Source organism: Hyphomicrobium denitrificans 1NES1, assembly GCF_000230975.2.
In the GTDB taxonomy this organism is placed as follows: domain Bacteria; phylum Pseudomonadota; class Alphaproteobacteria; order Rhizobiales; family Hyphomicrobiaceae; genus Hyphomicrobium_B; species Hyphomicrobium_B denitrificans_A.
Map to the genome: position 1 here is coordinate 126,881 of NC_021172.1, position 26,346 is coordinate 153,226.

Genomic DNA, 26,346 nt, shown 5'->3' on the forward strand with positions numbered 1-26,346 from the left:
ATGAAACTGCTGGTCACAGGCGCAGACGGTTTCATCGGCAAGAACCTTCTTCTTGCGCTGAAGCCACGCGCCGATATCATCTGCCTTCCGGTCACACGCAGTTCATCCGACGCCGATCTTGCTGCCGCCGTGGCGCAGGCCGACGCGGTGGTGCATCTGGCGGGCATCAACCGTCCGCAAGACGGCCAAAGCTATAACGACAACGTCGTCATTACTCAGAATCTAGTGAGCCTGCTCCGAGGGCGTTCCGTACCCATCGTTTATACGTCGAGCGCCCAGGTGGCCCGCGGCAACGACTACGGCAAAAGTAAGCTTGGGGCGGAAGAGGTGCTGGCAGCGACGGGGTGCCCGCTATACCTTTATCGCCTGCCCAATGTGTTCGGCAAATTCGCACGTCCGAATTACAATTCGGCGGTAGCAACCTTCTGCCATAACATCGCCCGTGGTCTTCCGATTACAATCCATGATCCAGGTGCCGCGCTTACACTGGTCTACATCGATGATGTGATCGCGTCGTTCCTAGCGGCGCTTGATGGCACGGTCGCACCAGGGTTCGTTGAAACCGACCCAATCTACACCACGACGGTCGGTGAACTGGCAGAACAGATTGAAGCATTCCGCAACTGCCGCGGTAGCCAACTTCTGATTGAACGCGTCGGCACGGGACTGACGCGGGCACTTTATGCGACGTATGTCAGCGCGCTGCCGCCGAGTGCATTCAGCTATGCCGTCACCGAACATAGCGATCCCCGAGGAAAATTCGTGGAGATGCTGAAAACACCAGATTGCGGGCAATTCTCATTCTTTACGGCGCATCCAGGCGTCACACGCGGCGGACACTACCACCACACCAAGAGCGAAAAATTTCTTGTCATTTCGGGGCGGGCGCGTTTCGGTTTTCGACATATGGTAACGGGAGAGCGCCATGAGATTGAAACCTCAGGTGAACGCAGCGAGGTCGTTGAAACGGTGCCAGGATGGACACACGACATCACCAATATCGGGGATACCGAATTGGTAGTTATGCTTTGGGCCAATGAAATCTTTGATCGCGACAAAGCCGACACCTATGCAGAAGCTGTCTAAACTGAATGTCATGACAATTGTGGGCACGCGGCCCGAGATTATCCGCTTGTCGCGGGTGATGGCCGCGCTTGACCGCGACTGCAATCACACCATCATCCACACCGGTCAGAACTACGACTATGAGCTCAATGAGGTTTTCTTCGCTGACCTCGGTATCCGCAAGCCGAACTATTTCTTGAATGCGGCTGGAGCGAACGCGGCGGAGACGATCGGCAAGGTCATCATCGAAGCAGACCGCGTGCTGGACGTCGTGAAGCCCGAAGCTGTCCTGATCCTCGGCGACACCAATTCCGGATTTTCCATGCTGCCGGCAAAACGGCGCAAGATCCCGATCTTCCATATGGAAGCTGGTAATCGATGCTTCGATCAGCGCGTACCCGAGGAGATCAATCGCCGCATCTTCGACCATACGGCAGATATAAACCTGACCTACAGCGATATCGCGCGAGAGTATCTTATTAGCGAAGGTCTGCCCGCTGATCGCATCATCAAGACCGGTAGTCCGATGTGCGAGGTCCTCGCCTATTACGGTCCGCAGATCGCTGCATCCGATGTGCTGCACCGGCTGAATCTTATGCCGTGGAACTATTTTGCGGTCAGCGCGCACCGTGAAGAAAATATCGAGTCCGAGCAGAGCTTCACCCGTCTCGTGGAAATACTCAACACGATCGGCGAGCGTTACGGCAAACCGGTGATCGTCAGCACTCACCCGCGCACGCAAAAACGTATAGCAGAAAGTGGCGCTCATTTTCATGCGCAGGTTCGTCTCTTAAAGCCGCTTGGCTTCCATGATTACGTGAAGTTGCAGCAAGAGGCTTCTGCCGTACTTTCCGACTCGGGAACGATCTCGGAAGAATCGTCGATCCTGAATTTCCCGGCGTTGAATATCCGGGAAGCGCATGAGCGTCCCGAGGCCATGGAGGAGGGCAGCGTCATGATGGTGGGCCTGGAGGTCAACTACGTGCTGCGCGCTCTGGAGATTGTGCTTCACCAACCCCGAGGCGACGAGCGTCTGCTGAGGCAGGTTGCGGATTACACGGTGCCTAACGTATCAGATAAGGTCGTCCGCATCCTGCACAGCTATGGTGGGTATGTGAAGCGCGTGGTCTGGAAGCAGTATTGATATGAACGCCGTCCGCGCATGCGCATCCTGATCCTAACGCAGTTCTTTACTCCCGAGCCAACGATCAAGAATATCGCCTTTGCCAAGGCACTGGCGGCTGCCGGGCATGAGGTTCGGGTGCTCACGGGATTTCCGAACTATCCAGGCGGCAAAATCTATGATGGCTACCGCCTCCGTCTCGTTCGACACGAGATCATGGATGGCATTCCCGTCACCCGAGTGCCGCTGTATTGCAGCCACGACAGCTCGCGTTTGCGGCGTAGCGCGAATTACATCAGCTTTGCGGCTTCGGCGTCTGTTGCAGGTCTTTTCACGCGATGGCGGCCCGACGTGATGTATGTCTATCATCCGCCCCTTACGGTGGGGTTGGCAGCTGCTCTCACCTGTTTTTTGCGCCAGATACCGTTTGCATATGACATTCAGGATCTGTGGCCCGATACGCTGAAGGCCACCGGTATGATCGGCAATGACCGGCTGCTGGCAATCATCGGATACGTGGCGCGCTTCGTCTATCGCCGCGCGAGCATGGTGATGCCGCAATCGCCTGGATTTGCAGCGCGGTTAAAGGCGGTTGGCGTGGCGCCGGAAAAAATCCGTGTCGTGTATAATTGGGCCAATGAAGCGTCGATGCAGGAGCTGGATGCAGGCACTTGGACTAGGTCCGCGGAACTCGAAGGGAAATTCCTGCTCGTCTTCGCCGGAACGATGGGCATGGCCCAGAAACTGGAGAATGTGCTTGATGCGATGGCTTTGCTCCAGGTGCAGGTACCGCAAGTAGCTCTGTTATGCATCGGTGGAGGAGTGGACGTTCCGCAATTGAAAGCCCGTGCGCAAGCTTTGCGACTGAGAAACACGCATTTCCATCCTGCCGTGCCCATGTCAGAAATCGGCGGTGTCCTGCGCGCAGCGGACGCATTGTTGGTGCACCTCCGTCGCGATCCCCTCTTTGATATTACCATTCCCTCGAAGACACAGGCATATCTGCTGGCGGGCAAGCCCATCGTAATGGCCGTGCAAGGTGATGCGGCCGCCTTGATCGAGGAGGCTGACGCCGGGCTGGTCGTCGAGCAAGAAGATCCGCAGTCACTGGCCGACGCGGTGATGCAACTCGCATCCATGACGCGCGAGGCACGCGAAGCCATGGGCCAGAGGGGGAAGACATTCTATGCTACGCATATGAGTGCCAGCGTCGGTGTGAAATCCATTCTCTCGGCGATGGAATTGGCCGTCACCCGCTTCCGCTCATAGTGGGGCTGGTCTCGTTGCGAGCAAAGGTCAAATTCAACGCCCTGCAGCAACGGGCACTTCTTCAAATGATCTCGATGCTCGTAGCCAAATAGCGGGATCACGAGTAATGAGGCGATAATCAGGTAGAATGCCATCTATGCCACCATGCGTCGCCCTAATGAGATACTGCCGCATAGCGCCGGACCGTCACGCTAGACACGCGAGCTTGCTGCCGTGCGTGAGGACCAATATAGGTTCGGCCAACTTGCCGGACGTTTGGCAAAGATCTCGTAGAGAGACATTCGAAAGATGACGGTAAAGCGGGCTTTCGACATCGCCGCCGTCCTCGCGGGGGCCATCGTTGCAGTTCCCCTTGCTGCGCTTATTGCGCTGCTCGTGCGCGTGAACATCGGCGCGCCGGTGCTCTTCGTCCAAAGGCGTCCGGGTCTGCGCGGCGCGCCGTTCGATCTGATCAAGTTCCGCACCATGACGAACAGAGCCGGCAGCGATGGCAAGCTCCTTCCTGATGCCGAGCGCCTGACGTCGTTCGGCCGTTTCCTGCGCTCGACCAGTCTCGATGAACTGCCGGAGCTCTGGAACGTGCTCAAGGGTGAGATGAGTCTCGTCGGCCCGCGTCCGCTGCTGATGGAGTATTTGCCGCTCTATTCGGCAGAGCAGGCGCGCCGTCACGAGGTTCGTCCGGGTGTCACTGGCTGGGCTCAGATCAACGGACGCAATGCCATAAGCTGGGAAGAGAAATTCGCCTTCGACGTCTGGTATGTCGACAATCACAATCTGCGGCTGGATCTGAGAATTCTGGCGTTGACGATTCTGAAAATCGTCAGGCGCGACGGCATATCTGCGGAGGGATCAGCGACGATGGAGCGGTTCAAGGGGGCCGATGCTGACGCGCATCCGGCCGCGCACCGCCGGCATGAGCCTGGCCCGACATCGGCGGATACCGCATGAATCGTTCGTTGGCCATTCTCGGAGCCGGGGGACACGGCCGCGTGGTTGCTGACTGCGCTGAGGCAGTGGGTTGGGACCGGATCGTCTTTTTCGACGACAAGCCCGATGCTGCGCTTGAAGGGACTTGGGCCGTGGCTGGCTCGGTGAAGAATTTGTTGGCGCAGGCGAGCACGTTCGATGGGGTGGCAGTTGCCGTCGGCAGCAACCGACTGAGGCTCAGCTTGACGCTGGCCTTGGCGGATTCCGGGGCACGCCTCGTAACGCTCGTCCATCCGCGCGCGACTGTGAGCAGTCGCTCCGTTATCGGCTCAGGCTCGGTCGTCATTGCGGGCGCCGTTGTCAACATCGGCGCCCGCGTCGGCCAGGGCGTTATCATCAACACTGGGGCGACGATCGATCACGACTGCCTCTTAGAGGACGGCGTCCATGTTGCGCCCGGTGCACATCTAGCCGGTGGCGTTACGGTTGGAAAAGAAAGCTGGATTGGTATTGGTGCGGTAGTCCGCGAGTATACAGCCATCGGCGAAGGTGTCTTCGTCGGTGCTGGCGCCGTTGTGGTCGCCCCGATCCAAAGCGGCCTCAAAGTCGTTGGCAATCCTGCTCGTCCCTTGGAACGTTAGCGCCCCATGCAGAACATCTCCTTTCCGTCCTGGCCGAGCTTTTCACCTGAAGAGGTCGAGGCTGCAGCCACCGTGCTGCGCTCGAACAAAGTCAACTACTGGACCGGCAACGAGGGGCGCGCGTTCGAACAGGAGTTCGCGGCATGGACCGGCGCAAAACATGCGATTGCCCTGGCCAATGGCACGGTCGCGCTGGAGATTGCCCTCAAAGGACTCGGTATAGGTGCCGGTGATGAAGTGATCGTCACGCCACGCTCCTTCATCGCGTCGGCGTCCTGCGTTGCCATGGCTGGAGCGACGCCCGTGTTCGCCGACATCGACCGCAACACGCAGGCTCTGTCCGCGGAGACGATCCTGCCCGTTGTCTCGCCGCGCACTAAGGCGATCATCATCGTGCACCTCGGCGGAATGCCGGCCGATATGGATCCGGTCATGACCTTGGCGCGCGAGCGCGGACTCTTCGTCATCGAAGATTGTGCGCAGGCGCATGGAGCGCGCTACAAGGGACGCTCGGTCGGCACTATCGGCGATGTCGGAGCCTGGTCTTTCTGTCAGGACAAAATCATGACGACGGGCGGCGAAGGGGGCATGGTCACCACGAACGATGCCGAACTGTGGAGCCGCATGTGGTCGCTCAAGGATCATGGCAAGGGCTACGCGACCATGCATGTCTCCGAGCCACAGGCGACCTTCCGATGGGTGCATGAGGGCTTCGGCACCAATGGGCGCATGCTCGAAATGCAGGCGGCGATTGGACGTCTGCAGATCGGGAAGATGGACGAATGGGCGGTGCTCCGCGGCCGCCATGCAGATCAAATCCATGAAGCGGCGCGTAGCGTCAAAGGACTGCGCGTGCCGGATATCCCAAACTGGGCGGAGCCCGTGGCCTATCGTTGCTACGTGTTCGTGAACCCTGCAGCGCTGGCTGAGGGCTGGACTCGCGATCGCATCATTCACTCAATTCGCGCCGATGGCGTGCCGTGCTTCGTCGGCTCCTGCAGTGAAATCTATCTTGAGAAGGCATTTGACGGCACGCCATGGCGGCCTGAAGCGCGGCTGCCGGTTGCGCGGGAGTTGGGCGAGACCAGCCTTGCCTTTCTCGTACATCCCTCTCTGACATCGGGACACATCGATCGGACGTGCGATGTGCTGTGTGATGTGATGCGGCGGGCGGCCGCCTGAGGCCTGCGCTCAGGGTTCAGCGTCCCGGCTGGGGATCAGGCTTCATCGGCGGCTTGTCATCTGGCGCGGCCTATCGAACTCGGTGCCGATATCGGAGCGGCTGGAATGTGGGTAATTAAAAGCTCCGCTGGAGGCTTACGTTGATGGAGCGCGTCGGCGTCAAGAAGGCCAAGGTGGCCAACGCCAGAAAGAAAGATCGCCGTCATCCTTCACTGCACCTTGATCGATGACACAGAGTTCGAGTGGGAAAGCGAGGCTAAGGTGGCTTGATTGCTCCCGAGATATCCTCTGGCCCGCAGCCGCGGCGCTGGCGATGCCCCTGCCGGGCTGGCGATGCACGCGATGTCCGTCAATCGGCTGACGCCAGCAGCCTGAATGTCAGCACGTTGAGGCGTTTACTCCGCACATAAACATGAGGTTTGGTCCTCGGAATGGAACGTGATCCCAGCATAATCATAACGACCACCCGCAATTAAAGGGCCGATTGACAACCAAGGCTGCGCGGTCTGCGGGCAGGTTCCATCACGCTCTGCGAAGTCCCGGGGTAATTTCGTCGTCATTTGCGGGGAGCGCGTCTTTCATCGCTGGGTGTTCTTTGTTGGGACCAAAGTCGGTATACTTTTACAGTTCTAAACCACGCATGGATTGTTGCGTATCGTAACCCGGTAAATCCGCCTGTGATGTGACGTCTGACTATATAGTATTTATAGAAGTTCATCGGGAATTCTATAGCTAGCCTTCCGAGAGTGAATGCTGAGTTGGTAGCGGAAGCTTGCTCAGCTAAGAGAGACATCCGCCTATCAAGCTTGGCCTTCATATGATCAAAGGACCGGATGGAATAATGGTGGATCGGTGCATTGATGCATCCGACGACGTGACCGTCCGTTACTACGGCATCGTGGATGCTTGAATCCCGAAAACGCACGATCTTGCGATTGTATAGACGAACACACCAATGATCTCGCGCCCAGATGCGAGGCTTGGTCCGTCCAGGATAGATAATGCGGACGGGCATGCCATACGCCGCATGCTCGGGTACTCCGGACCGGAAGAGTTCAGAGATCCTATCCTGAAGCTCGGGAGGTACCACTTCGTCTGCATCCAGATTTAATACCCATTCATTGTGGCATTGCTCTTCGGCAAACCTTTTCTGCCCGCCGAAGCCGCGCCAAGGCTGCGAAATTACACGCGCGTTTGCAGATTGAGCAACGGCGATTGTGTCATCTGTGCTGCTGCTATCGACGACAACGACGACCTCATAGACCCATGACTCGACGGAACGTATCGTCCTTTCAATGCGGTCAGCTTCGTTTTTGGCGATGATAAAGCACGATACAGGCAGTCTAGACATGTGACGCGAATTTTCCCGCAAACGCCGCTGGCGACGGAATATACGCATGTAGCGTGTATTTCCCCTCAGCAGCCCGCCGAGCGTGCAGACGGTATCGATCACGATCGAATGCCGCTGAATTTGAGCGAGAGAGCCAAGTTCGAGACGTGGCTCTCGGAAGCACTCCGACCGAAGCATTCATGCTCGCCCGAAGCTTCGAGCCAGCGCAGATGCGGATCGTGTAAAACAATACTGGAGCGCATGCGTGGAACTAATCGGATGGGTTATCGCAGGTCGGCTGTGATAGAGAGTCAGTGTAGAGAAATTCGCGTACGCCGTCGTTTGCCCGCCATAACCTGACCTTCCGTGAATTTTGGCCACTCGTCGGTTGGGCAAAGTCGTAGCTAGATCGTGTTGAGGGGGCCAGTACCACTCCGCTAGCGCGCCAACAGTAGAACAACAGACACAGCCTTCTCCCCTGGTAGTTTAGAATTGCAGCTTGTAATGCTTTTATCGCATCTCAAGCCATACCTGTTGCCGCACTAGCTTCATGGCTCAACAACATCGACCGCAAGAAAGCCGTTTGTCCGGCGAACGAGACAAAGTGTGGATTTGCGTAAGCATTAAGGCCCGCACAACTCGGTCCATAATTCAAGGGCTGTCCGTCCAAGCGTAGCGTGCATCCTCCTGCACTACGCAAAATCGCGTCGCCCGCCGCCGTATCCCACTGCATAGTCCGACCGATACGAGGATAAATATCAGCCTCGCCGGCTGCCAAAAGACAGAATTTCAGAGAAGATCCGACTGACAGTATTTCACCGACTGCAAATCTTTCCAGGAACCTCATCGTATCCGCATGTGCATGCGAAGCGCTGGCGATGCCCCTTAGAGCTCTGCGAGGCATACTCGTTCTAATGGCCGTGCGCTCGATGAGCCGCCCGTCGGGCGAGACGCGGCATCGAAAGGCATTATGGCCGTCGCCGCTGAATAGTTCATTGCGGGCTGGTGCGACGACCACGCCCAATCGCGGCAATCCACATTCAACGAGACATATATTGACCGTGAAGTCTGTCCGACCCTGGACAAACTCCTTCGTTCCATCGAGAGGATCGACGAGAAAAAATGTCTGTTCGCAAATGTCGGGAGCGCCACTGTATTGGATGCGCTCCTCGGCTATGATCGGAATGCGAGGATCGATTTTTTCAAGACCTCGAACGATCAGGTCTTCCGCGGATCGATCAGCGTCAGTGACGGGGCTGCCGTCGTCTTTATGAACGACAGAGGCGCCCCTCTCTCGAATATCCAGAATCATCCGGCCAGCTTCGAGAGCAAGAGCTTCGAGCTGCTCCAGCATCGATAAAGACATTCGTCAATTCCCCCGTCGAGAGCGCCTACATTCGCGCGTGCGGCCCATAAAGAGAAAGCTACGATGCGCTGCCGTTGGTGTAACCAAACCCTCGCGCAATCCGGCGCTGAACCTGGTATCCCGTTCGACCAAATTCACCAATCACGAAGCTCTTAGCATCATCTAGATTGAACGCGACGTTTTCCTTCTGCGCCCATCTGCGCCACAAGTACCGATCAAGCGACGTGCGGTCTTTGATCAGCTGGCGATCTCCCTGCGTGAGATCGTTGCGACGCAATAGCTTCCAACCGATTTTTTTCTGATTTTCCTCGGCGGTATTTTGTGGTGTTGCCGTAGTAGCGATGCCAATCTCGGTAGAGAGAGACGCAAGCAGAGCATTCGTGCTCGCAATATCGGCAACGAAATCGAAAGTGCCTAGCATCTCATCGAGCAGTGCTGCCTTCTTCTCTTCCGAAAGCCGAGCGAGTTCGATCCAAGGCAATTCCGCCCATCGTTCCAGCAGAAAATGAGCTGCAGGGTTCAACCGCATGGAGCGCATGAATAATGAGAACGAATAGGAATACTGGCCTTCGCGCAAATAGCGCATCATTCGAAAATTGTAGTAAGAGAGCATAAGGCTCTCCGGTTCTCGGAGGATCACGGAACGGATGATGCGCCGTCCGGGAAACATCTTTTCTATCGATTGCCCGATGAAATGCCCGGAGATCGCACGTACTTGCTTGGTTGGCACAAATAGTTCGGGATCGTATTTGTAGCTAAACCATCCCAATGGAAATCGCCGGGAACGTTTTGGCGGCGCCCACATTCCCCCGTCCCCGAGCTGGGATTTCAAATGGTTTTCGATTGTCGTCCCCGCACACTTTGGAACGTGAACATGCACCAGTAGCGGATCGGCCATGGGAACTCGAGCTCCAGCTGGAATCCCGCGCGGCCCAAAAAACAGGATCTGTCTATTCGGCCACCCGGCTTATGCGGAATAGTTCAGTCAGCCTATACGACTGGACGCGCCGAACAACACACGAAGCGCGTGCATCGCCATTTTTTTGTTACGGCGGGCGATTTAGGAGATGACAGGCAGGGGCCGTCTCCGGCCACACCGATGTGGTTCACCGGTCCGGGTGGCGCTGGAATTGTTGTTTAGGCTATGCTGCCGGAAATGATCTTGAAATTCCGCAACGCGTTCAAAATACGCTCGACGGATTCCAGCGGCGTTTCCACACCACAATGGAGCGTAATTTCGGGATCTTCAGGTGGCTCGTATGGCGAGCTAATGCCGGTGAAATCGGGAATTTTATTCTCACGCGCCTTCCGATAGAGACCCTTAACATCTCGCTTTTCGCATGTAGCAAGCGGCGTATCTACGTAGATTTCGATAAACTCGTTGCGATCAAAACAACGCCGAGCCTTCTCTCGCTCCTTCTGAAACGGCGAAATCACAGCCACAATGACAATCAAACCGGCATCGACCATCATGCGAGCAGTTTGAGTTACGCGGCGTGACTGCTCCACTCTGTCCTCAGCCGAGAACCCAAGATCCGAGCACAGACCGCTTCGCATCAGGTCACCATCCAAAATGTAGGTGTGATAACCTTTTCGATGCAACGTCCACTCGAGCAGCTCTGCGACTGTGGACTTACCGGCCCCCGAAAGACCAGTCAGCCATAAACAGGTTGGGCGCTGAGACTTGATCTGAGCGCGCGCATTTCGATCAATCGAAGCGCGGAGCTTGCGGGTCTCCCGCCAATCTGCCGGCGAAGTCCGTTCATGCAAATCTAGAGCGTTTCGCATAATCCACTTCTTTCAATAGGTCGATCGCAATAGGTCGGATGGACGATGCTTTATGATAACGTTCGCGGCTTTTCTTATAAGCGTTTACAGGCAACACCTCCTCAGAAATCCCCTATGCTTTGGAAATCCGTTGATTTTTCTTTGTGGAGATGCCGAGTGGCTACAATTGGCTCATGATCAACAGGGGGAGAGTCGTCCAGATCGTACGGCGGACTTCTGAGCCTTCGCTGTAAAGATGAAAGGTCGGGCTTACGAAGTTGGCCGGACTTTATGGCTGGCCAGAATGCTCAGAATGTAAACAGCTTACATTCGGCGAGGGGCCGACGCAGATGCGCTACCTTGCCCCAAAACTCTACAGATCCTTGGCCATCTCGCGTGAGAGGGGCAAGTTTCGTGCGTAGAGGCGTTCGATCTGTTTGACACTGCTGCTCCACACTATCCGAACCTTCCTCGTGATTCGAGTAGATACTCTTTACCGGGAGCCTGTTCACAACGGTGGAAGCTATCTGCCGCTTGCTGCCGAGAGTGTGCTCCGACAGACCTTTAGCGCGTTTGAACTGCTGGTGATCGACGACGCATCCAGCGTCGGATCTATCTCCCTGTTGGAGCCCGTGGCAGCCAGTGACCCGCGGCTTCGGCTTCTTAAGAATCCTGGATCGGGCTTGGTAGCTGCTCTCAACTTCGGGCTCTCTCAAGCGCGGGCAGAGTTTGTGGCGCGGATGGACGCTGACGATATCGCTTCACCCCGATCATGCCGCTAAGCGCTTTCAATCCCAAACTCTCTAAAGAAGCCCAGGAGGCTGTAAGCAATGCCTTCGATGCGGTGGCGAAATGGAACAAGGAGCTTGGATCCAGCACGGAAAACGTCGCCCAAAAGATGGCCATCGCCGCACGAGCCGTCGGCTGGCCGGACCACATCGTAACGGCCATCAGCTCGCACGTGCAAAGCATCACGCAACTGCACATCCACATGATGAACCATATGCTCGACGCTTGGCAGGAGCAGATTAAATCCCCAAACCCTATGTCGAATTTTCCAGCCGCGATGCTGTCGAAGCTGCAATCGTGGCCAGGGCTATCCGGAACCTCGGGCTGGCCTTCGATCGAAGCTTTCGGCAGCCAAGGACGGTTTTGGATACAGATTGGCGAGCAGTGGCAGAAGAATTGGGCGCAGGCTATTACGGCCTGGTCTGAATTCGGTGCGCCGAAAAAGTAAAAGCGTCTGACGTTCAGCTCACACAAAGCATGGCTGAGTCGTGATTATCCCGCCCGGATCAACCTCGGGGAGATGATGTGCGCTATGGTTTTCGGGAATCGCAATCGCGGGTTCCGCAAATGGCATGGAGGCGATACGGTATCTGCTGCAGGGTTTACTGTCGGCCTCGGCGGGCACCTTGCTGTCGCTCCCACGGATGAAAAGCGGCTCATGCCAAAGCGCGACTCGCATGAGTTCATGGGCCGATTACGTGCGCCAAGCATGGGCAGGGAGATATGCTGTCGTCTTGACGCCCGCTACCGCGCTGTCGTCTTTGACTGTGCTCCCGGACACGCCGTCAGCGCCCACGAGCACGCCCGTCTCATCAACGATCATAGCCTGCCAGGCCTTTGTTCTGGATCGAATGCGATTGGAAACGATTCCCCCACTTCATCTTCTCGTAGGCCTTCATGAGCGCGGCCAGATCATCGAAGTCTTCCGAGAATTGAAAGGAGGAACTACCATCTGCGCGGTGATCGTTTGCAAGATGGCCTTTGCAATCCTTGATCGGTATCAATCTCACCGCCAGGATTTTTCCGTTAGGCTATCCAAGGTGGCCGGAGCAAACGTAGTTTGGGTCAGGCTGCCGTCAGGACGAACGGCCATCTACCAGCACTCTTGGCGTGTCGCAGCTGGACTTGGGCAGATCTTCGGGAGAAATGCACAATGTCTCCTATCCGAAGAACGAACACGTCCTGCAGTACGTGTAACGGATGCGGGTTCGTTTGGCGCGGGCGAATGACGTGTCATGAGGTTATCAGCAGCCGGCAAGGTATTACCAAGGGGCAGATCTACTTATCACGTCTCAGAGACGTTTGCCCGGAATGCAAAGGTTTTGGCGTGACCCTTGTCCGCGATGTTCAGCGTACCCCATGGCAGCTTGCGTTTCAGTAAATCATTGCCGTGATTTTTCTAATGTTTGGATATTCATCCCGAGCATGCGATTTGGGATGAACGCCAACCTGGATCGTCGCCGTATGGAACACAGACGACTTTTGCCATTTTCATGATGCTGCTTGAAACAGGTCAGGGCGATCCGTCAGCTGGCTTTGGTTCGGGAGGCTTATCGTCTTTGGCAAAGAAGTATTGGTATGCTGCATAGGTCATGAGAGCGATGCCCATCACGGCGGCGCCCCTTCCTGCTTTCGCGATCCCAGAACGTGCAAGCATACCGACGGCACGATCGGCAGCGCTCGTCTCGACTGCTTCGGGAAGAATGCCAATTGTTTTTTCGCTAATCAGTCCGCGAACATCATTGGACGTCAGAAGGCCTTGGGCCGCGCGCTTACTGAGCTCCGCGGAGTGGCTCCCAATAACGTAAAGAGTGAGCCCGGCTTCGCCCGGATTTATGTTGGACAAGCTGTCGACCACGCGGCAGGAGTGGAACTGTCCGTCCTTCGGACAGGCGACGCTCAATGGCGCGGAATGCATGAGGGCGGGTGGCGGCTTGGGTAGGTTCAGCGGATGGTCGCGCAGATATTTTTCCAGCGGGTTCGGATGTAAGCTTGCAGAGAGTGCAGTGCTCGGCGGCGGCAGCGCAAAGACGCGACAGGGTTGCGTGGAGGTTGTTTGGCAGAGCGGTGTGGCAAAGAAATCAGGATTGGACTTCTTCTTCGCGAGGATGTCGTAGACGTCCTGCGAGGGAAGCAGAGGGCTGTGCGTCTTCAGGAGTTCGTCGGCGCTCGCAGCCGATGGCAGCGCCACGAATGCCACACACGCAGCACTAGCTCGAAGGCCCCGCATGTCCTGCCCCACGCTTCAAATAGGACGGCGCGATCTTATTTCGGAGGGAGCGGCGCGACAAGCACGGTGTGCTGTCGCCGCGTATATATCCTACCGGCGCGCAATGCGAGCAGTTGAACGCACGTTTTCATATACCCTCTCGGCGTAGCAAGGCGGATAATATCAAAAGAACAATGACGGCTGGGCAGCAACCGAAGGGCTTGCCCAATAAGTCCGCCTTGTCTTCCCGCCCTGCGTGATTCCGGCTGGATCGAAGCTCCTCCCGGCCAACTGCGCGGATTACCGGCGGCTGGCTCGCAATAGCTTGATGCTTTGCCCCCGCCAGGGCCTCTACCGGGCAGAACTAAAGCCGAGTTAAAGGGGATTGATGCGCGTCAAACCCCGCAGGAATACCTGGACTATTTTGCACGTTGAATAGTTTCGCTTGTGCTGTCCAGCGCAGAATGAATGCGGTAGGTTGAACGGATAACGTTTGAAGAGAATTATATCTGCCAGCATGATCCAGCGCGTTTCGGGCGCTGCATGGAGATTGACATGGATCGGATTTTCCAGGATCGCGGCTTTTGCATTCATCTTGCCATCTACGCGGCGGTGAACCTTCTACTGCTCGTCATCAATCTCGCGACGAATTCCAATAAACTTTGGTTTTACTGGCCTCTAATGGGCTGGGGGCTCGGGATCATCGGCCACGCCTATCTTGTTTATCGAAAACGATCTGCCTCGGTGCCGATGTCGGGAACAACGCAGCGAGCGGTGACACCCGAACCACCACCCGGCACGCCCTGAGCTAAGTCACGAGAGCACCGGAGTCTACTCAATCTAGTGCGCCACGACCGTGTGCGGCTTGCCTGCTCGTTCGAAGGGAAAGCGCGATAGTGCTTGCCGATGGGCACTTCAGAACCTTCGCGACCTCCACCGCGACCAGCACGCCGCACGGCATCGCTTGCATCCGCAAAGCAGCGTTGGCTTAGGATCTTTGCGAGAGCCTTGCCCGCGGCGGAACGGTTTTCGAAAATACGCCCCGCGCACCTAGGCAGGCCCCCAGCCTACAGGAAAGTCTAAACGAGACCATACTTCGCCTATTGCGCGCTATGTCATGGCACAAATGGCGTACAAGAGAGGTTACGGACGTCCTGAAGAAGGCGGCGCCAGATCTGACTGAAATCTAATGTATCTTTATCGCCTAGTGTTATTTTTTCTTTCGGCCAAAAAAACCAATGAGCTCGCTAAATTCAATTTCGTAGGGGCTGGCGAGCCGCTTGATCTCTTCGCAAGTCGCACCTGGACCCGCACCCTCGATGACGCTGCGAAGCGCGCTGAGACGAAAATGATAGGCGTGAGGCCTGTTGCCGCGAGGGGGACAAGGCCCACCATAGCCGGGCTTTCCGAAATCATTTATTGCTTGTTGAACGCCTGGCTCCGATGTCTCCGCGCTATATCCCTCTTGGAGGCTTTTCCAGTGCGGAGGGATATTGTACGCGGCCCAGTGTTGAAAAGTCCTCCGGGGCGCATCTGGATCGTCGCAGGTTAGAAGAAGCGACTTCGTGGATGCGGGGACGCCTGACCAATCGAGAGGTGGAGAATAGTTGGCCCCATCACATGTATACTTGCAAGGGATCTCTCCGCCTTCTTCAAATGCAGGACTTCTAAGAACCAATGCCATAATGGCGCTCCAATGAAACACACGCCCTCATAAACTTCTGCGCTGCTGTTAGGATCCTTGATCGCGATCAACAGAGTTATTGGGAGACAGACTGGCCGTTGCCACAAGTGCAAATTGGCGAGCATGCCGAATTACAAGAATTTTTACCCGGAACAGGAGCAAGCCTACAATTCGGGAGAAGCAGCAGATTCGGTCTTTGGTTCGGGCAGTTCCGTCATTATTGCTTCGGTCAGGAGGAGAGTTCCTGCTACCGAGACAGCATTTTCGAGCGCAACTCTCACAACCTTTGTCGGGTCGATAATTTCAGCTTGAACAAGATCGACATATGTATTCCGAGAAGCGTCGAAACCAATGTTGTCCCTGCTTTCCAACATGCGAGCGATTACAACGCCGCCATCGACGGCAGAATTTTCCGCGATCTGGCGAGCCAGTGCCGTAAGAGCACGCTGCAGTGGCGATATTATACTTTACGTACCACGGCCAATTCCCTATATTGATTTGCATAGGAGATTTGTCATGGCCGACGTTCTTTCGCACAAGCGCTTCCACGAAGAAGAAGAAGCCTACAAATGGGTCGAAGCTCACTTGTGGCCTGAGGGTCCAGTTTGCCCGAAGTGCGGTGCCAAGCATGACCGCGTGACGAAGCTCCAAGGCAAGAGCACGCGCATCGGCGTTCACAAGTGCAAGGACTGCCGCAAGCCGTTCACGGTCAAAGTGGGAACGATCTTCGAAGACAGCCACATCCCGCTCCGCATGTGGTTGCAAGCCATCGCGCTGCTTGCCGCCAGCAAGAAAGGCATCTCGTCAAACCAACTTCACAGAATGCTTGGCGTCACGCTGAAATCGGCGTGGTTTATGTCGCATCGTATTCGCGAAGCCATGCGTTCAGGCGGTCTGACGCCTCCAATGGGCAGCTCGGGTTCGAGCACCGTCGAAGTTGACGAAACCTATTTCAGCCAGAAGCGCGACGTGAAGAAGCCGAAAGGTGGCTATCGGCACAAGCACGCGGTTCTGTCGCTCGTTGAGCGCGCCGGCGAAGTCCGTTCGTTCCACATCGACAACTCAACCGCGAAGGAAATCACTCCGATCGTCAACGCCAACGTCGCGAAAGAAGCGAAGATTATGACCGACGACGGCCGTCACTACATCAAGCAGTTTGGCGAGTTCGCCAGCCACAACACCGTGCGCCACTCGTTAGGCGAGTACGTCGTCGGTTGCGTTAGGCGTAGACGACCAGCAGCGTGCCACCAAGGCGCTGTGCGGCGCAAAGGGCAAGCGGTTAATGTATCAAACAACTCGTAGGGCCTGATCCCGAGCAGGAAGAGCGGCTTCTCAAGAGGGCTATTCGGCGCGCAAAACGCATTTGACTCTTGGTGCTTGTCCTGTTACCCAACAATTATTACTTTGTGTTGGGTATCCATGTGATACCCAACAATAATTGTTTATCGTTGGGTAACAGGTTGAAGCCTATACCATTAAACCTCATGACTCTTTATTCGGACCTTGCCCAGAATGTCCGTCCGAATAACTACGAGCACGGCTCTGTCATAACTCGGAAAAAGAAGGGCCGCTACTATCTCTTCGTCGTCACGAAGGATGGATCACGTCGCGTAGAAAAATACATCGGAGCGGCGGACAACCCCGATGCCCAGGAGAGAGCGGAACAACTGAAGGCTGGCGCTGAACAAGCCAAGGCGCTGCGAACAACGGTTTCGGCACTAAAGCAGGCTAGGATACCGTCACCGAGTTTGAAGCTTGGAAAAATCCTTGAAGTAATTGCCAACGAGGGGTTGTTCGAGCAGGGCATTGTATTGATAGGCACTGCAGCCTTTCAAACCTATGCAGCTCTGCTCGGATACCACTTACGCAATGCTTATCTTGCTACACAAGATGCAGATTTGCTCGTCGCGTCCTTTGTAGGCACAGAGGATAGGATAGACATGGAGACGATCCTTCAACGCGCCGATCCGACATTCAAAGCGAAGATGCACAACGATGATCAACTGCCAAAGGTATTCAAGTCAAAAGACAACTTTTCCGTCGACATCCTGACTAAATTCGGAAGAGGACGTAAGTCACCTATCGTTATAGACGAACTTGGTTGCTCGGCGGAAGCGCTCCCGTTTATGGAGTATCTTGCCGAGGAGAGCGTCGAAGCCGTTGCACTTTATGGCACCGGCGTGTTGGTTCGCGTTCCACCGCCAGTGCGCTACGCAATTCACAAACTCCTAATCGCTCAAGAGCGCCGCGGGTTATTCCAGACAAAGAAAGCCAAGGATTTGGCCCAAGCTCGTGACATTCTCGACATCTTGCTAGAGACAGACCCAGATGCCCTTGAAGACGCCTTAGAGGAAGCCAGATCGCGCGGTCCCAAGTGGAAGAAAAATATCAATGCTTCACTTAAGGAAATGGGGCGAGAGACGCGCCAAGGACGTTTGCCTATAGAGGTAAGGACCAATGCCAAAAAAGAAAGAGCCTGAACTAACGCCAGCCGAACAATCAAAGCGCTTCAAGGAAGCGGCTAAGAAGGCTGGCGTTACCAAAGACGAAAAAGAGTTCGAGAGCGTTTTTAAGAAGGTTGTAAAAGGAGACGGAAACAAGCGACAGAGCTAGCTTGATTTCTTCTGCTTGTCTAAATGTGGAAGTGTCCCCCGTCAGGACCTACCGGACATGTGTGGACGACGCCCTTGTTGCAAGAGGAATCTGGCGTTCGGCTTGCGGTCAGGTGCAAGTCATGTGTCCGGCCTGTTGGCGCGGCGCGTATGACCGCTGGCCCTGATGGTATCCGCAGACCAGGTCCCAATCAGATTGACGGGCTCGATGCCCGTGTCCGGTATCGGGTTCTCCCGACCTACAGTTCGACCGCCTCGCATCACGCTATTATCACCCTCGCAATTTGCTGCTTCGACTCGACGATCCTGATGCGCCCATTTCCGAACCCTTCAGGCGGGCGCTAATAGCGCTGGCGCCCTATAAGTTCCGCCCTTGACCAGGATAGCCCAGGCGATACGTGCCACCTTGTTGGCGAGTGCCACAGCGACTACCTTCGCCGGCTTCTTGGCCAGCAGCTTCGTCACCCAGGCATGCTTTTCCGGATGTGTCCGAGCTTGCCGGATGACGGCCATGGCGCCCACAATTAGCAATCGGCGCAGATAGCGATCCCCCTGCTTCGATATTCCTCCGAGGCGTTGCTTGCCGCCGGTCGAATGTTGGCGCGGCACGAGCCCGATCCAAGCGGCGAGGTCTCGCCCCGATTTAAAGGCGTGCGGATCGGTGACGGTTGCTGTAATCGCGGTTGCACTTATCACGCCAATGCCAGGCACACTTTCGAGCCGCTGGCTCTCGTAGCTGGCGCGGTGTTGGGTATGAATGCTTCGTTCCAGCCTACCTATCTGCTCGCCGAGAGCTATGAGTTGCACGACGAGCGGCTGCAGGGCCAGCCGCATCGCCTCTGGTAGCTGCTGCCGGTTTGCACCGTCAATTACGATCGCGACCAGGGATTTGACCCCGTCGACACCGGTCGCCGCAACCAATCCGATCTCGGCCAAGTGTGCCCGCAACGCATTGATGAGCTGAGTGCGCTGGCGGATGAGCAAGTCACGCGCTCGGTGCAGCATCAGCGCAGACTGCTGCTCGACGGTCTTAATCGGAACGAACCGCATGTTCGGGCGCGTTACCGCTTCGCAGATCGCCGCAGCATCGGCAGCGTCGTTCTTGGAACGCTTCACGTAGGCCTTTACATAGCTAGCCGGCATCAGCCGAACCGCATGGCCGAGTTTCGTCAGCTCACGCGCCCAATGATGAGCCGTCGCGCACGCCTCCATGCCGATCAGGCACGGCGGCAGCTTGCGGAAGAAATCGATCAGCTGACCCCGACGCAGCTGCCGAGAGATCGATACCTTGCCGGTGGCGTCGACCCCATGAACCTGGAACGCGCTCTTGGCGAGATCAATACCAATCGTGGAAGCTTGCATGTGGTTGACTCCCTTCATGTGATTCGCTTTTCAACGATCACCCTTTGGCACACCAGATGCCGGGAGCGGGCGTCGTCCACCTCATCAGATTGATCTGATTGCTTAAGAGCGTACGCGACATCAACGTCGCTGTTCAGGACGCAAATCTCGTCGTGACCGGCGAAAAGAAATTCGAGGTAGAAAAACGGGGAAAAACTATTTCTTTTCGGAGCGCGAATATGGCGTCTTTCAACGCGTATTCCGCATTCCCCCGGATGCGCGGCCGGAAGCCGTGGAGGCCGATTTCCGCAATGGCGTGCTCTCGATCCGCATCCCCAAAGCGAGGACCGACGCAGGTCCTCTGCGTAATATCGAGATCAGATCTAACGAGAATTCATGATTTGTCAGGAGGACGCCGTGCAAGTGGCTCCCGAAATCTCGTTCGAGCGCATCAAAGCAGCGGATTAGGAAGAGGCAAAAAAGTATCGAGAGCGGCAGCGGCGATCAAAGCCGCACCCGTGGTCGTACCGAGTGGCTAATATTACTCTCGCGAGGGGTTGCCACCCATGTCACGGCCAATTCGACGCGCCGTGCCAACAGATCGACATCAAATACGTTCCGGCGATCGGATGCTTCAGTCTCGATCGAGAGATCGATCAGGTGCGTCGCATATCTATTTTCGTTCAAGGTATCGGCAACATATCGATTTCCTAGGACTAAGTCTGCTCGAGCCGTTGAGCAAAAATGACAAGTTCATGCGCACCCTTGGGGACGATGAGCATTTCTGAAAGAGCTGGCACTCCACTCATCACGTCGTCCCGCTCTTCCGTCGATCGCCATCATTACGCTCTAAGAATGATGAGCAGATACTGCGGTAATGACCTCGCCCGACAGATTTCGTGCCACCGCATACGAGACATCGCCGAGGCTCAACATGCCAACCATCCTCTTCTTATCGTCGATAACAGGAAGGCGGCGTATTTTCTTCGCTTCCATTAAACGAATAGCGTCCTCGATGTCTTCGTCAGCAGTGCAATAAACGATGCCCTTCGTCATCACTTTTTCGGCGGTCAGCTTGGAAGGATCGGCAGAATCGGTGAAGCCCCGGCACGTAATGTCGCGATCAGTCACCATCCCGATAAGCCGATCGTCTTTGCCTACCGGAAGTGCGCCGATATCGAGGTCTTTCATCATTTTGGCTACCTGAGAGATCGGCGTCTCAGGACCGACCCATTTCGCGCCTTTGTGCATCGCGTCCTTGACTTTCATGGCTTCTCCATTCCGTTTCACATGTCCAATACTACGAAGCGATCGTAAGACGATCGTCGACCCACTGGATCCCAGGGACGGACCATGCGGCATTCTCGACCATGTCGTGATCTTCCCAGCTATCGACGACTCCCTCGAGACTGACGCGGTTATTCGAAACGTCGACCCGAATGCTTTGCGCTTCGATCTGCGCATTCCGCGCGAGCGCCGCCTCGATTTTCTTCTTGATGTCCGAAGCCTGAATATCCGATTCCACGGTTATCGAATTCGTCACGCCGACGACACCGAGCAGCTTCCTGACTTCATCTTCGGTTGCCTTTTTCTGATATTGCCATTCGAGCGTACCGCGCAAGTTGACCCAACCTTTTTGCACTATCACCCGGATCTGACCTTCAGGTATCATCGCGTGCCATTTCAACACGCTCAGAACCCTCTTTGCGATCTCCTCATCCGAAGTCTCGGCTTCTCCCGGATAGCGCACCTCGATTTCCTGTGCGATCGCACGAACACCCTTGACGCGGCGCGTCGCTTGAAAAGCAGCGACCTTTTCTGCATAACTACGGACATGGCCGGAAAGGGTTACAACGCCGCCATTGGCCGCGACGCCAATGCCCGTCGAGTCAATGCTCGGTTCGAATTCCAGCTCGTCGAGGACCAACTGGCGAAGCTGCATATCATTCATGACGCTGCCTTTTCATTTGCGTGAGACTTTGAAATAAATGCCAAGCTTTTTAGGAAGGACGGCTTCTCGAGTATTGTAAGCGGTGACGAGAAAGCAGTGCTCCAACTTCGCGAACTCAGTCGAATAATCCTGGGCTGCTTTTTGCTAGAAATTGGCGTGGATCGACACCACATCCGCTGGAAACCCGTTGGTCACAAGCCGCCGAAAGACATTCTTTTGGAAGCGCCAGCCACGTCTGAAAAAACATTTCCAGTTTGAGATCAGCAGCGCAAATTCGGGGCGCGGGAGCCTTCGATTCAAAAATTTGGTCGAGCATCTGACAGACTCCAAACTTTGGTGGATAGTTGCGCCGCTCCCGCCGATTTCATTGATACAACTCAATTACATCGCATACGGAGAATATGACTGTTGTTCAGTGAGCCTTCGAATTCTCACGATTTTTTTGATGTCCATCAAGGTGATCGGCGGCAGCAGGCATGAGGAATATTTGGAATTTATCAGAAAGGAGTTGGTGCAATGACAGAACCCGCAGTCAGGCTTCCTGTAAAATCCGGAAAAGAGACGCCCGCACGCCGTGACTGGTGGCCGATGGATAATCTTCGCCGTCAGTTGGGCGATCTTATTGAGGATTTCGATCGCGGCTTCCTACGTTCTCCGTTCCGCGGTTCGCTTCTTGATGTCGAGCCGTTCCTGGAGCGTGAGCTTACATGGGCATCGGCACCGGCCGTTGACATCGTCGACAAAGACACAGCCTATGAAATAACCGCTGAGCTTCCGGGCCTCGACGAGAACAACATCGACGTAAAAGTCGCCAATGGCATGCTGACGATCAAGGGTGAGAAGAAGGAAGAGAAAGAAGAGAAAAAAAAGGATTATTATCTCTCCGAACGCCGATATGGCGCGTTCGAGCGTCGCTTCAGCATTCCTGACGGCGTCGATACAAACAAGATCGACGCGAGCTTCAAGAAGGGCATCTTAACCATTATGTTGCCCAAGACGACAGAAGCCAAGGCCGCGGAAAAGAAGATCCCGGTGAAAGCCGCCTGATGGCCGGCCGGATTTTGACCGCCGCGCTAGTGCGGGATTTTGTTTTTGCCGGCGTACTCGATGATCCGCTGGCAAGATCAGGATTGTCCTCGACGAGGACCTTCAGGCATCCAAGTGGGGGGACAATCTGTGCCGTCGCGCCTGGCTCCCCAAATCAGCATGCGCTTAGTTTGAATAAATGATTGTCAGTTTTTGATATCCGTCAAAGATATGCGGATATGATAGGTCTTGATTGTTCTCGCTTCGGCTCCCCCTCGACGGCACATTGGGCAAGGCTCAATTTGTCCCCCGTGAAGTGAGCAAGCTTTAGACGTATCTGAAGCAGTACCCAATGTTAGCGGCATCAGGTTTCCCCCGGCCTGGTGCCGCGTTCGTATTCAGGCTTTTTTCGGAGCTGGCTCAATTCGTATGGGTCTGCTTAGATCAAGTTGCTCTAGAATCTCGTCCTAGCCATCGACGCTTGCCACTAATGTCATTCTAACCTTAGCGAAATCAGTGCTTCGAAAACTGGCGGCATCCCTGCCGAGCCACGCCCCTTCACATTACGTCGGCGGCAAAACGCAATCCATAAACAGCCGACCTGCGAATCGACTCTCGAATCGGCGCTGATGTCCACGCGAGAGCCGGAGAAGTTTTGCTATTTGCCCGCTGGAACTTGCTGTCACGATCGAACAGACATCGTCTATCCTCCGTGCTTCTCGGTTAAGCCATCTCAAGTCCTCGACCCTTCGCGAAACCACGAATTTGACAATCGCTTCACGCCACCCGACGCGCTGCTTCGAAATTTCAGCCTGCCGGGGAATTCGTCTATTACCGCGAACACGATCGTACGGGTCACTCCCATTCGCTCCACGACCTCGTGCGCCCGGAGCCGTTTTTCTCAAATTTCGTAATCGTCTTGCGTTTGCATCGCATATCTATGCACCCATATGCGAGCGCAGGTTATGCACGTCACTCGGACCGATCTCCCTCCCACGCGTGCCCGGTGCGTAGGGGGCCTGCGCTGACCTATGGATCGCGTCACCTATTTCGCCACGACAGCCGCGCAAGGATCGAGGCCAGTGCTCACGAGACGGAAAACGGCTGGCAAGCGGTTCGGATCGTTGGGAGATCAGCGGAAGATAAAGCGTCGGGCACTGCGCTCTCGTCAATTAAACCCGCGCCGCCAGTGGGCGGTCTCTCCGGCGTCGATCGCTGGCGCCGAAAAACACATTTCGCACGATCGCAACGTCCGATGGCAGCAATTTATACTATCGTCCGCCACCCAGGTTACATTTGGATCGCCGACACGATACGCCCTGCATCGGGAAGCGTCGAGAAAGTCGATTCTAATCAGTCAATGTCATGGGGCCGCGTGTATCTGACTTTTGACGCCGCCCAGACCGCATGCAGGTGGTGTCCGAGCGTCGCGCCGATGAACCATCCCCACAGGGCGAGCGTGAAGGGTAGAACAATGCGCGCACTCTTGAATATGATGGCGTCGATGACGACGAGGCCGACGGTTGCAACGCCCAGGCTGAGAAAGTCGACGCGCCGCCGCCAAAAATACCAGCCAAGCACGAAACCCAAGACGGACAACGTTGCGAACAGGATCTCTTGCTGCACGACACTCAGCGCGAAATATCTCCGTCCATCGACGAGCTGTGCCACGATGTTCGCGTGGATCTTTACCCCAAGCATGTTGCTGCCAGTCCAGAGCGACAGCGGCGTGCGATGCCGGTCGAGGTAAGGATACTCGCCGCTGATGAGCACGACTTTGCCGTTGAGGCGTTGTGCCTGCTCTTGTGCGCGACCGAGCGTGGCCGCGTCCATGCCGGTGTCCTGGAAAAGCGTTTCGGCCGATATCGTCGCGAACGGATCGAGGTCGGTGTCAGGACCGAGAAGCCAGGCGATGCGGGTGGGGCTCGGCAGATCGCTGGGCTTCACGGACTTCGCGACGAGGAGCGCAAAGCTTTCCGGATAATCGGGGTCCGCAGGAGCTGCCGTATAGCGGACGACGTCGTCCTTCTCATGCAGCAATTCGTTGTAACCCGCGCATCGACCCGTCGCGGCCAGGAACTGCTTCTGAAAGTCGAATTCGGCGGGAGTGAATTGCGGATAGCGCCGGTCGATGGCGCCGACAACAATTGGCGCCTTGGCCATCCGCAACGCACCAATCAGGTCGTTGTCCTTATCGGTCGGTTTGGCGAAATAAAAATCCAGCCCGATGACGGCCGGATGCGCAGCATCGACACTTCGTACGACTTTGGCGATCAGATCGCGCGGCGTTGGCGAGGTGTACGGATAGCCTTCAAGCGTCTTGTTATTGATGATGACGACGACGATCCCAGGATAGCTGATCGAGACACGGTCGGACAAAAGTACGGTCCGCCAGTCCGCCGTCCATGGCTCGATTTTTAGAATTTTGACCCGTAGGGTCGGATAGAACAGCGCGATGAGCGCGACCGCGCAAGCGAAGCAGATCGCCAGGGACAGCTTCGACAAACGAGAACGCAACCCTTCGCGATCGCTCATGCGCTGTCCAACCGTCGCGAACTGGCACGACGCCGTCGCGACCCAGATGCTCCGGTTTCCGATAATTTCAGATCATGGAGGCGGCGATTGCGTCGGCTCAGGCCCTGGGGGTCCGCCGGGATCCGCGCCAGCCGATCCGAGCGTCAAAGCACTCGCACCCAACGCGAGCGACACGATGAGAATAAGGCGTGTTATGATAGTCTTTCCGAGGCCCATGAGAACTCTCCCCGTTTTCCAGGTTCTTCCAAACAGGCGACTGCGCGCCAGACGCTAGGTAGCCATGGTTTGGCTGTCAACAAATTATCCGTATGCGTTCCAAGTGCCAGTTAGAGGGATGCAAAAGGGCACCGGCTCCCGTAATTTGAAGCCGCACCGCTAACGGGGAGCAGAATTGGCCCGGAGACAGACATACCATGTCTTGCCAAAGCCGATGACGTACCAGACGACGAGCGCCGTGAACCAACGGATCGCTTGGGCGAGGATCGTCGAGGTTCACCCCGCGGTGCTCGGCGGGCAGGCCTCGGCCGGAATGTGCAGGTAGCCGGCGAGGAACTTGAAGGCGCCTTTCGCCATCGCGTCCCAGACGAACAGCGCGGTGTCGCGTTCGCTGATCTTCCCGCAGTCGCCTTCAAACACCGGCGCGCCGAAGATGAGCACCAGGATCTGCACCAAGCCGTCGCAAGCGAGATAGCAGATGAAGAGGATGCAGGTCAGCAGGAAGACGTGCCAGGCAAGATTGGCGAAAAACCTCGCATGCGGGAACGTGAACGAGCTCCAGCCATGCAAGCGGCCCATTGCCAAAGCAACCGCGATGCGAAAGACGGCGATGAGCCCAAAAACACCGGTGAGGTTCACGCTCCGGATCGGGTCGGAGTTGAGCGTCGTGCCGATCATGCCGTCCCACATGACGATGAAGAGCACGACCAAGGGCCAATTCTTTTCCCGGCTCTGGATGGCGGCGGCGCTTGGCTCGGTCTTCATCGCTGACAGTTTCCTATCGCATATTCAGCGCACATGAGCGGCGCAGCGGCTCCACAACTCCTTGGTGCTGTCCAATTCATCCGAACCGAGGCAGTCGGTCAGTCGCGCCCGTTCGAGAGTGCTCAGTGTTGAGAGTCTCGGTGGCGGCGGCGCGTCCGACAGGCATTGCGCCAGCGATTTGCCCTCAACCTCGCATTTCGCGAATTCTTTTAGGATCTCTCGCGCCGCCTCGCTCAGCGTCCCTTCAGACTCCGCCTGCGGCGGGCAATCCGCCCGGCCCGGACACGCGGGTACAACGAGAGCCGGCGCCGCTGCAATCGGTGCCTCTCGGATCGGCGCGGCGATCAGTGGTGCGGCGAGGCTTGGCGCAGTGGAAGGGCGTGTTACTGACGGCGTGGCCAGTGTTGGGCCGAGCGGTGCTGCCGGCACCTCAACGGCCCGGACTTGTGCCTCGGCCGAAGACAAGGCGATCGTTGCAATGACGAAGACCAGAAGGGCAAGGCGTGCGTCCGAACGCATGATAATGCCTCCAAAATCAGCTTACCGGC

The 26,346-nt window shown here is 56.2% G+C and carries 26 protein-coding genes and 2 pseudogenes; 14 read left to right on the plus strand and 14 right to left on the minus strand.

Annotation, left to right across the window (positions count from 1 at the left end):
• From wbjC to HYPDE_RS00575, 6 genes are all read left to right on the plus strand, one after another.
• Window positions 1–1,086, plus strand: coding sequence for a UDP-2-acetamido-2,6-beta-L-arabino-hexul-4-ose reductase (gene wbjC / locus HYPDE_RS00550; protein ID WP_015596351.1), 1,086 nt, complete (start codon window positions 1–3; stop codon window positions 1,084–1,086).
• The gene (wecB, locus tag HYPDE_RS00555) at window positions 1,070–2,209 is read left to right on the plus strand and encodes a non-hydrolyzing UDP-N-acetylglucosamine 2-epimerase (protein WP_015596352.1); all 1,140 of its coding nucleotides are present in this window, start codon (window positions 1,070–1,072) and stop codon (window positions 2,207–2,209) included. The genes wbjC and wecB overlap by 17 nt, the downstream gene beginning before the upstream one ends.
• Window positions 2,210–2,227: 18 nt before the next feature.
• Window positions 2,228–3,457, plus strand: a complete 1,230-nt coding sequence (locus tag HYPDE_RS00560) for a glycosyltransferase family 4 protein (RefSeq protein WP_015596353.1) — start codon at window positions 2,228–2,230, stop codon at window positions 3,455–3,457.
• A gap of 288 nt (window positions 3,458–3,745) precedes the next feature.
• On the plus strand, window positions 3,746–4,405 hold the full coding sequence (locus tag HYPDE_RS00565; protein ID WP_015596354.1) for a sugar transferase: 660 nt from the start codon (window positions 3,746–3,748) through the stop codon (window positions 4,403–4,405).
• On the plus strand, window positions 4,402–5,025 hold the full coding sequence (locus HYPDE_RS00570) for an acetyltransferase (protein WP_015596355.1): 624 nt from the start codon (window positions 4,402–4,404) through the stop codon (window positions 5,023–5,025). Before HYPDE_RS00565 ends, HYPDE_RS00570 begins: the two co-directional genes overlap by 4 nt.
• Before the next feature lie 6 nt (window positions 5,026–5,031).
• Window positions 5,032–6,207: a DegT/DnrJ/EryC1/StrS family aminotransferase gene (locus tag HYPDE_RS00575; protein WP_015596356.1), complete on the plus strand. Its 1,176-nt coding sequence runs from the start codon at window positions 5,032–5,034 to the stop codon at window positions 6,205–6,207.
• 556 nt (window positions 6,208–6,763) lie between these two features.
• Here HYPDE_RS00575 and HYPDE_RS18555 read toward each other — a convergent pair.
• The 4 genes from HYPDE_RS18555 to cysC all read right to left on the minus strand — a co-directional run bounded on the left by HYPDE_RS18555 (window position 6,764) and on the right by cysC (window position 10,673).
• A complete protein-coding gene (locus tag HYPDE_RS18555) occupies window positions 6,764–7,735 on the minus strand; it encodes a glycosyltransferase family 2 protein (protein WP_348226065.1) in 972 nt (323 codons plus the stop codon).
• A gap of 322 nt (window positions 7,736–8,057) precedes the next feature.
• Window positions 8,058–8,903 (minus strand): 3'(2'),5'-bisphosphate nucleotidase CysQ, encoded by an 846-nt coding sequence (gene cysQ / locus HYPDE_RS00580; RefSeq protein ID WP_015596358.1) that lies wholly within the window; start codon window positions 8,901–8,903, stop codon window positions 8,058–8,060.
• 58 nt (window positions 8,904–8,961) lie between these two features.
• The gene (locus HYPDE_RS00585) at window positions 8,962–9,801 is read right to left on the minus strand and encodes a hypothetical protein (protein ID WP_015596359.1); all 840 of its coding nucleotides are present in this window, start codon (window positions 9,799–9,801) and stop codon (window positions 8,962–8,964) included.
• Between the two features lie 239 nt (window positions 9,802–10,040).
• Window positions 10,041–10,673 carry an adenylyl-sulfate kinase gene (cysC, locus tag HYPDE_RS00590; RefSeq protein ID WP_015596360.1) on the minus strand — a complete coding sequence of 211 codons (633 nt, stop codon included), beginning with the start codon at window positions 10,671–10,673 and terminating at the stop codon, window positions 10,041–10,043.
• Window positions 10,674–11,143: 470 nt separating this feature from the next.
• Here cysC and HYPDE_RS19765 point away from each other — a divergent pair, with 470 nt between their 5' ends.
• Complete coding sequence (locus tag HYPDE_RS19765) at window positions 11,144–11,452, plus strand: glycosyltransferase family A protein (RefSeq protein WP_041319686.1); 309 nt, start codon at window positions 11,144–11,146, stop codon at window positions 11,450–11,452.
• Window positions 11,443–11,907 (plus strand): hypothetical protein, encoded by a 465-nt coding sequence (locus HYPDE_RS00600; RefSeq protein ID WP_015596362.1) that lies wholly within the window; start codon window positions 11,443–11,445, stop codon window positions 11,905–11,907. Before HYPDE_RS19765 ends, HYPDE_RS00600 begins: the two co-directional genes overlap by 10 nt.
• Window positions 11,908–12,972: 1,065 nt before the next feature.
• Here the strand turns inward: HYPDE_RS00600 and HYPDE_RS00610 are convergent.
• Window positions 12,973–13,689 carry a hypothetical protein gene (locus HYPDE_RS00610; RefSeq protein WP_144061131.1) on the minus strand — a complete coding sequence of 239 codons (717 nt, stop codon included), beginning with the start codon at window positions 13,687–13,689 and terminating at the stop codon, window positions 12,973–12,975.
• Between the two features lie 534 nt (window positions 13,690–14,223).
• Here HYPDE_RS00610 and HYPDE_RS00615 point away from each other — a divergent pair.
• Window positions 14,224–14,475: a 2TM domain-containing protein gene (locus tag HYPDE_RS00615; RefSeq protein WP_051111940.1), complete on the plus strand. Its 252-nt coding sequence runs from the start codon at window positions 14,224–14,226 to the stop codon at window positions 14,473–14,475.
• 403 nt (window positions 14,476–14,878) lie between these two features.
• Here HYPDE_RS00615 and HYPDE_RS18565 read toward each other — a convergent pair whose 3' ends face one another.
• Together HYPDE_RS18565 and HYPDE_RS00625 are read right to left on the minus strand one after the other, a co-directional pair.
• Window positions 14,879–15,352 (minus strand): YbhB/YbcL family Raf kinase inhibitor-like protein, encoded by a 474-nt coding sequence (locus HYPDE_RS18565; RefSeq protein WP_015596369.1) that lies wholly within the window; start codon window positions 15,350–15,352, stop codon window positions 14,879–14,881.
• Window positions 15,353–15,516: 164 nt separating this feature from the next.
• A pseudogene (locus HYPDE_RS00625) lies at window positions 15,517–15,804 on the minus strand (TCP-1/cpn60 chaperonin family protein); the annotation flags it as partial.
• Window positions 15,805–15,868: 64 nt separating this feature from the next.
• Here HYPDE_RS00625 and HYPDE_RS00630 point away from each other — a divergent pair.
• From HYPDE_RS00630 to HYPDE_RS19255, 3 genes and pseudogenes are all read left to right on the plus strand, one after another.
• Window positions 15,869–16,661 (plus strand): annotated as a pseudogene (locus tag HYPDE_RS00630) (IS1595 family transposase).
• Window positions 16,662–16,836: 175 nt separating this feature from the next.
• Window positions 16,837–17,832: a GSU2403 family nucleotidyltransferase fold protein gene (locus HYPDE_RS00635; RefSeq protein WP_144061132.1), complete on the plus strand. Its 996-nt coding sequence runs from the start codon at window positions 16,837–16,839 to the stop codon at window positions 17,830–17,832.
• The gene (locus HYPDE_RS19255) at window positions 17,810–17,965 is read left to right on the plus strand and encodes a hypothetical protein (protein WP_187290853.1); all 156 of its coding nucleotides are present in this window, start codon (window positions 17,810–17,812) and stop codon (window positions 17,963–17,965) included. Before HYPDE_RS00635 ends, HYPDE_RS19255 begins: the two co-directional genes overlap by 23 nt.
• 329 nt (window positions 17,966–18,294) lie before the next feature.
• Here HYPDE_RS19255 and HYPDE_RS00640 read toward each other — a convergent pair whose 3' ends face one another.
• Window positions 18,295–19,326 (minus strand): IS110 family transposase, encoded by a 1,032-nt coding sequence (locus HYPDE_RS00640; protein ID WP_015596374.1) that lies wholly within the window; start codon window positions 19,324–19,326, stop codon window positions 18,295–18,297.
• 169 nt (window positions 19,327–19,495) lie between these two features.
• Here HYPDE_RS00640 and HYPDE_RS19770 point away from each other — a divergent pair, with 169 nt between their 5' ends.
• Complete coding sequence (locus HYPDE_RS19770; protein WP_081625057.1) at window positions 19,496–19,705, plus strand: Hsp20/alpha crystallin family protein; 210 nt, start codon at window positions 19,496–19,498, stop codon at window positions 19,703–19,705.
• 449 nt (window positions 19,706–20,154) lie between these two features.
• Here the strand turns inward: HYPDE_RS19770 and HYPDE_RS00645 are convergent, their stop codons facing one another.
• The 3 genes from HYPDE_RS00645 to HYPDE_RS18990 all read right to left on the minus strand — a co-directional run bounded on the left by HYPDE_RS00645 (window position 20,155) and on the right by HYPDE_RS18990 (window position 21,572).
• The gene (locus HYPDE_RS00645; protein ID WP_015596376.1) at window positions 20,155–20,574 is read right to left on the minus strand and encodes a CBS domain-containing protein; all 420 of its coding nucleotides are present in this window, start codon (window positions 20,572–20,574) and stop codon (window positions 20,155–20,157) included.
• Window positions 20,575–20,605: 31 nt separating this feature from the next.
• Window positions 20,606–21,256 (minus strand): BON domain-containing protein, encoded by a 651-nt coding sequence (locus tag HYPDE_RS00650; RefSeq protein ID WP_041319691.1) that lies wholly within the window; start codon window positions 21,254–21,256, stop codon window positions 20,606–20,608.
• A gap of 115 nt (window positions 21,257–21,371) precedes the next feature.
• Window positions 21,372–21,572, minus strand: coding sequence for a hypothetical protein (locus HYPDE_RS18990; RefSeq protein ID WP_144061133.1), 201 nt, complete (start codon window positions 21,570–21,572; stop codon window positions 21,372–21,374).
• 200 nt (window positions 21,573–21,772) lie between these two features.
• Between HYPDE_RS18990 and HYPDE_RS00660 the strand changes: the two genes are divergently transcribed.
• The gene (locus tag HYPDE_RS00660) at window positions 21,773–22,303 is read left to right on the plus strand and encodes an Hsp20/alpha crystallin family protein (RefSeq protein WP_015596379.1); all 531 of its coding nucleotides are present in this window, start codon (window positions 21,773–21,775) and stop codon (window positions 22,301–22,303) included.
• Between the two features lie 1,332 nt (window positions 22,304–23,635).
• Here the strand turns inward: HYPDE_RS00660 and HYPDE_RS00665 are convergent.
• From HYPDE_RS00665 to HYPDE_RS00675, 3 genes are all read right to left on the minus strand, one after another.
• The gene (locus tag HYPDE_RS00665; RefSeq protein ID WP_015596381.1) at window positions 23,636–24,817 is read right to left on the minus strand and encodes a CHASE2 domain-containing protein; all 1,182 of its coding nucleotides are present in this window, start codon (window positions 24,815–24,817) and stop codon (window positions 23,636–23,638) included.
• Between the two features lie 492 nt (window positions 24,818–25,309).
• Complete coding sequence (locus HYPDE_RS00670) at window positions 25,310–25,744, minus strand: hypothetical protein (protein WP_144061134.1); 435 nt, start codon at window positions 25,742–25,744, stop codon at window positions 25,310–25,312.
• 78 nt (window positions 25,745–25,822) lie between these two features.
• Complete coding sequence (locus tag HYPDE_RS00675) at window positions 25,823–26,317, minus strand: hypothetical protein (RefSeq protein ID WP_015596383.1); 495 nt, start codon at window positions 26,315–26,317, stop codon at window positions 25,823–25,825.
• Window positions 26,318–26,346: the final 29 nt, after the last annotated feature.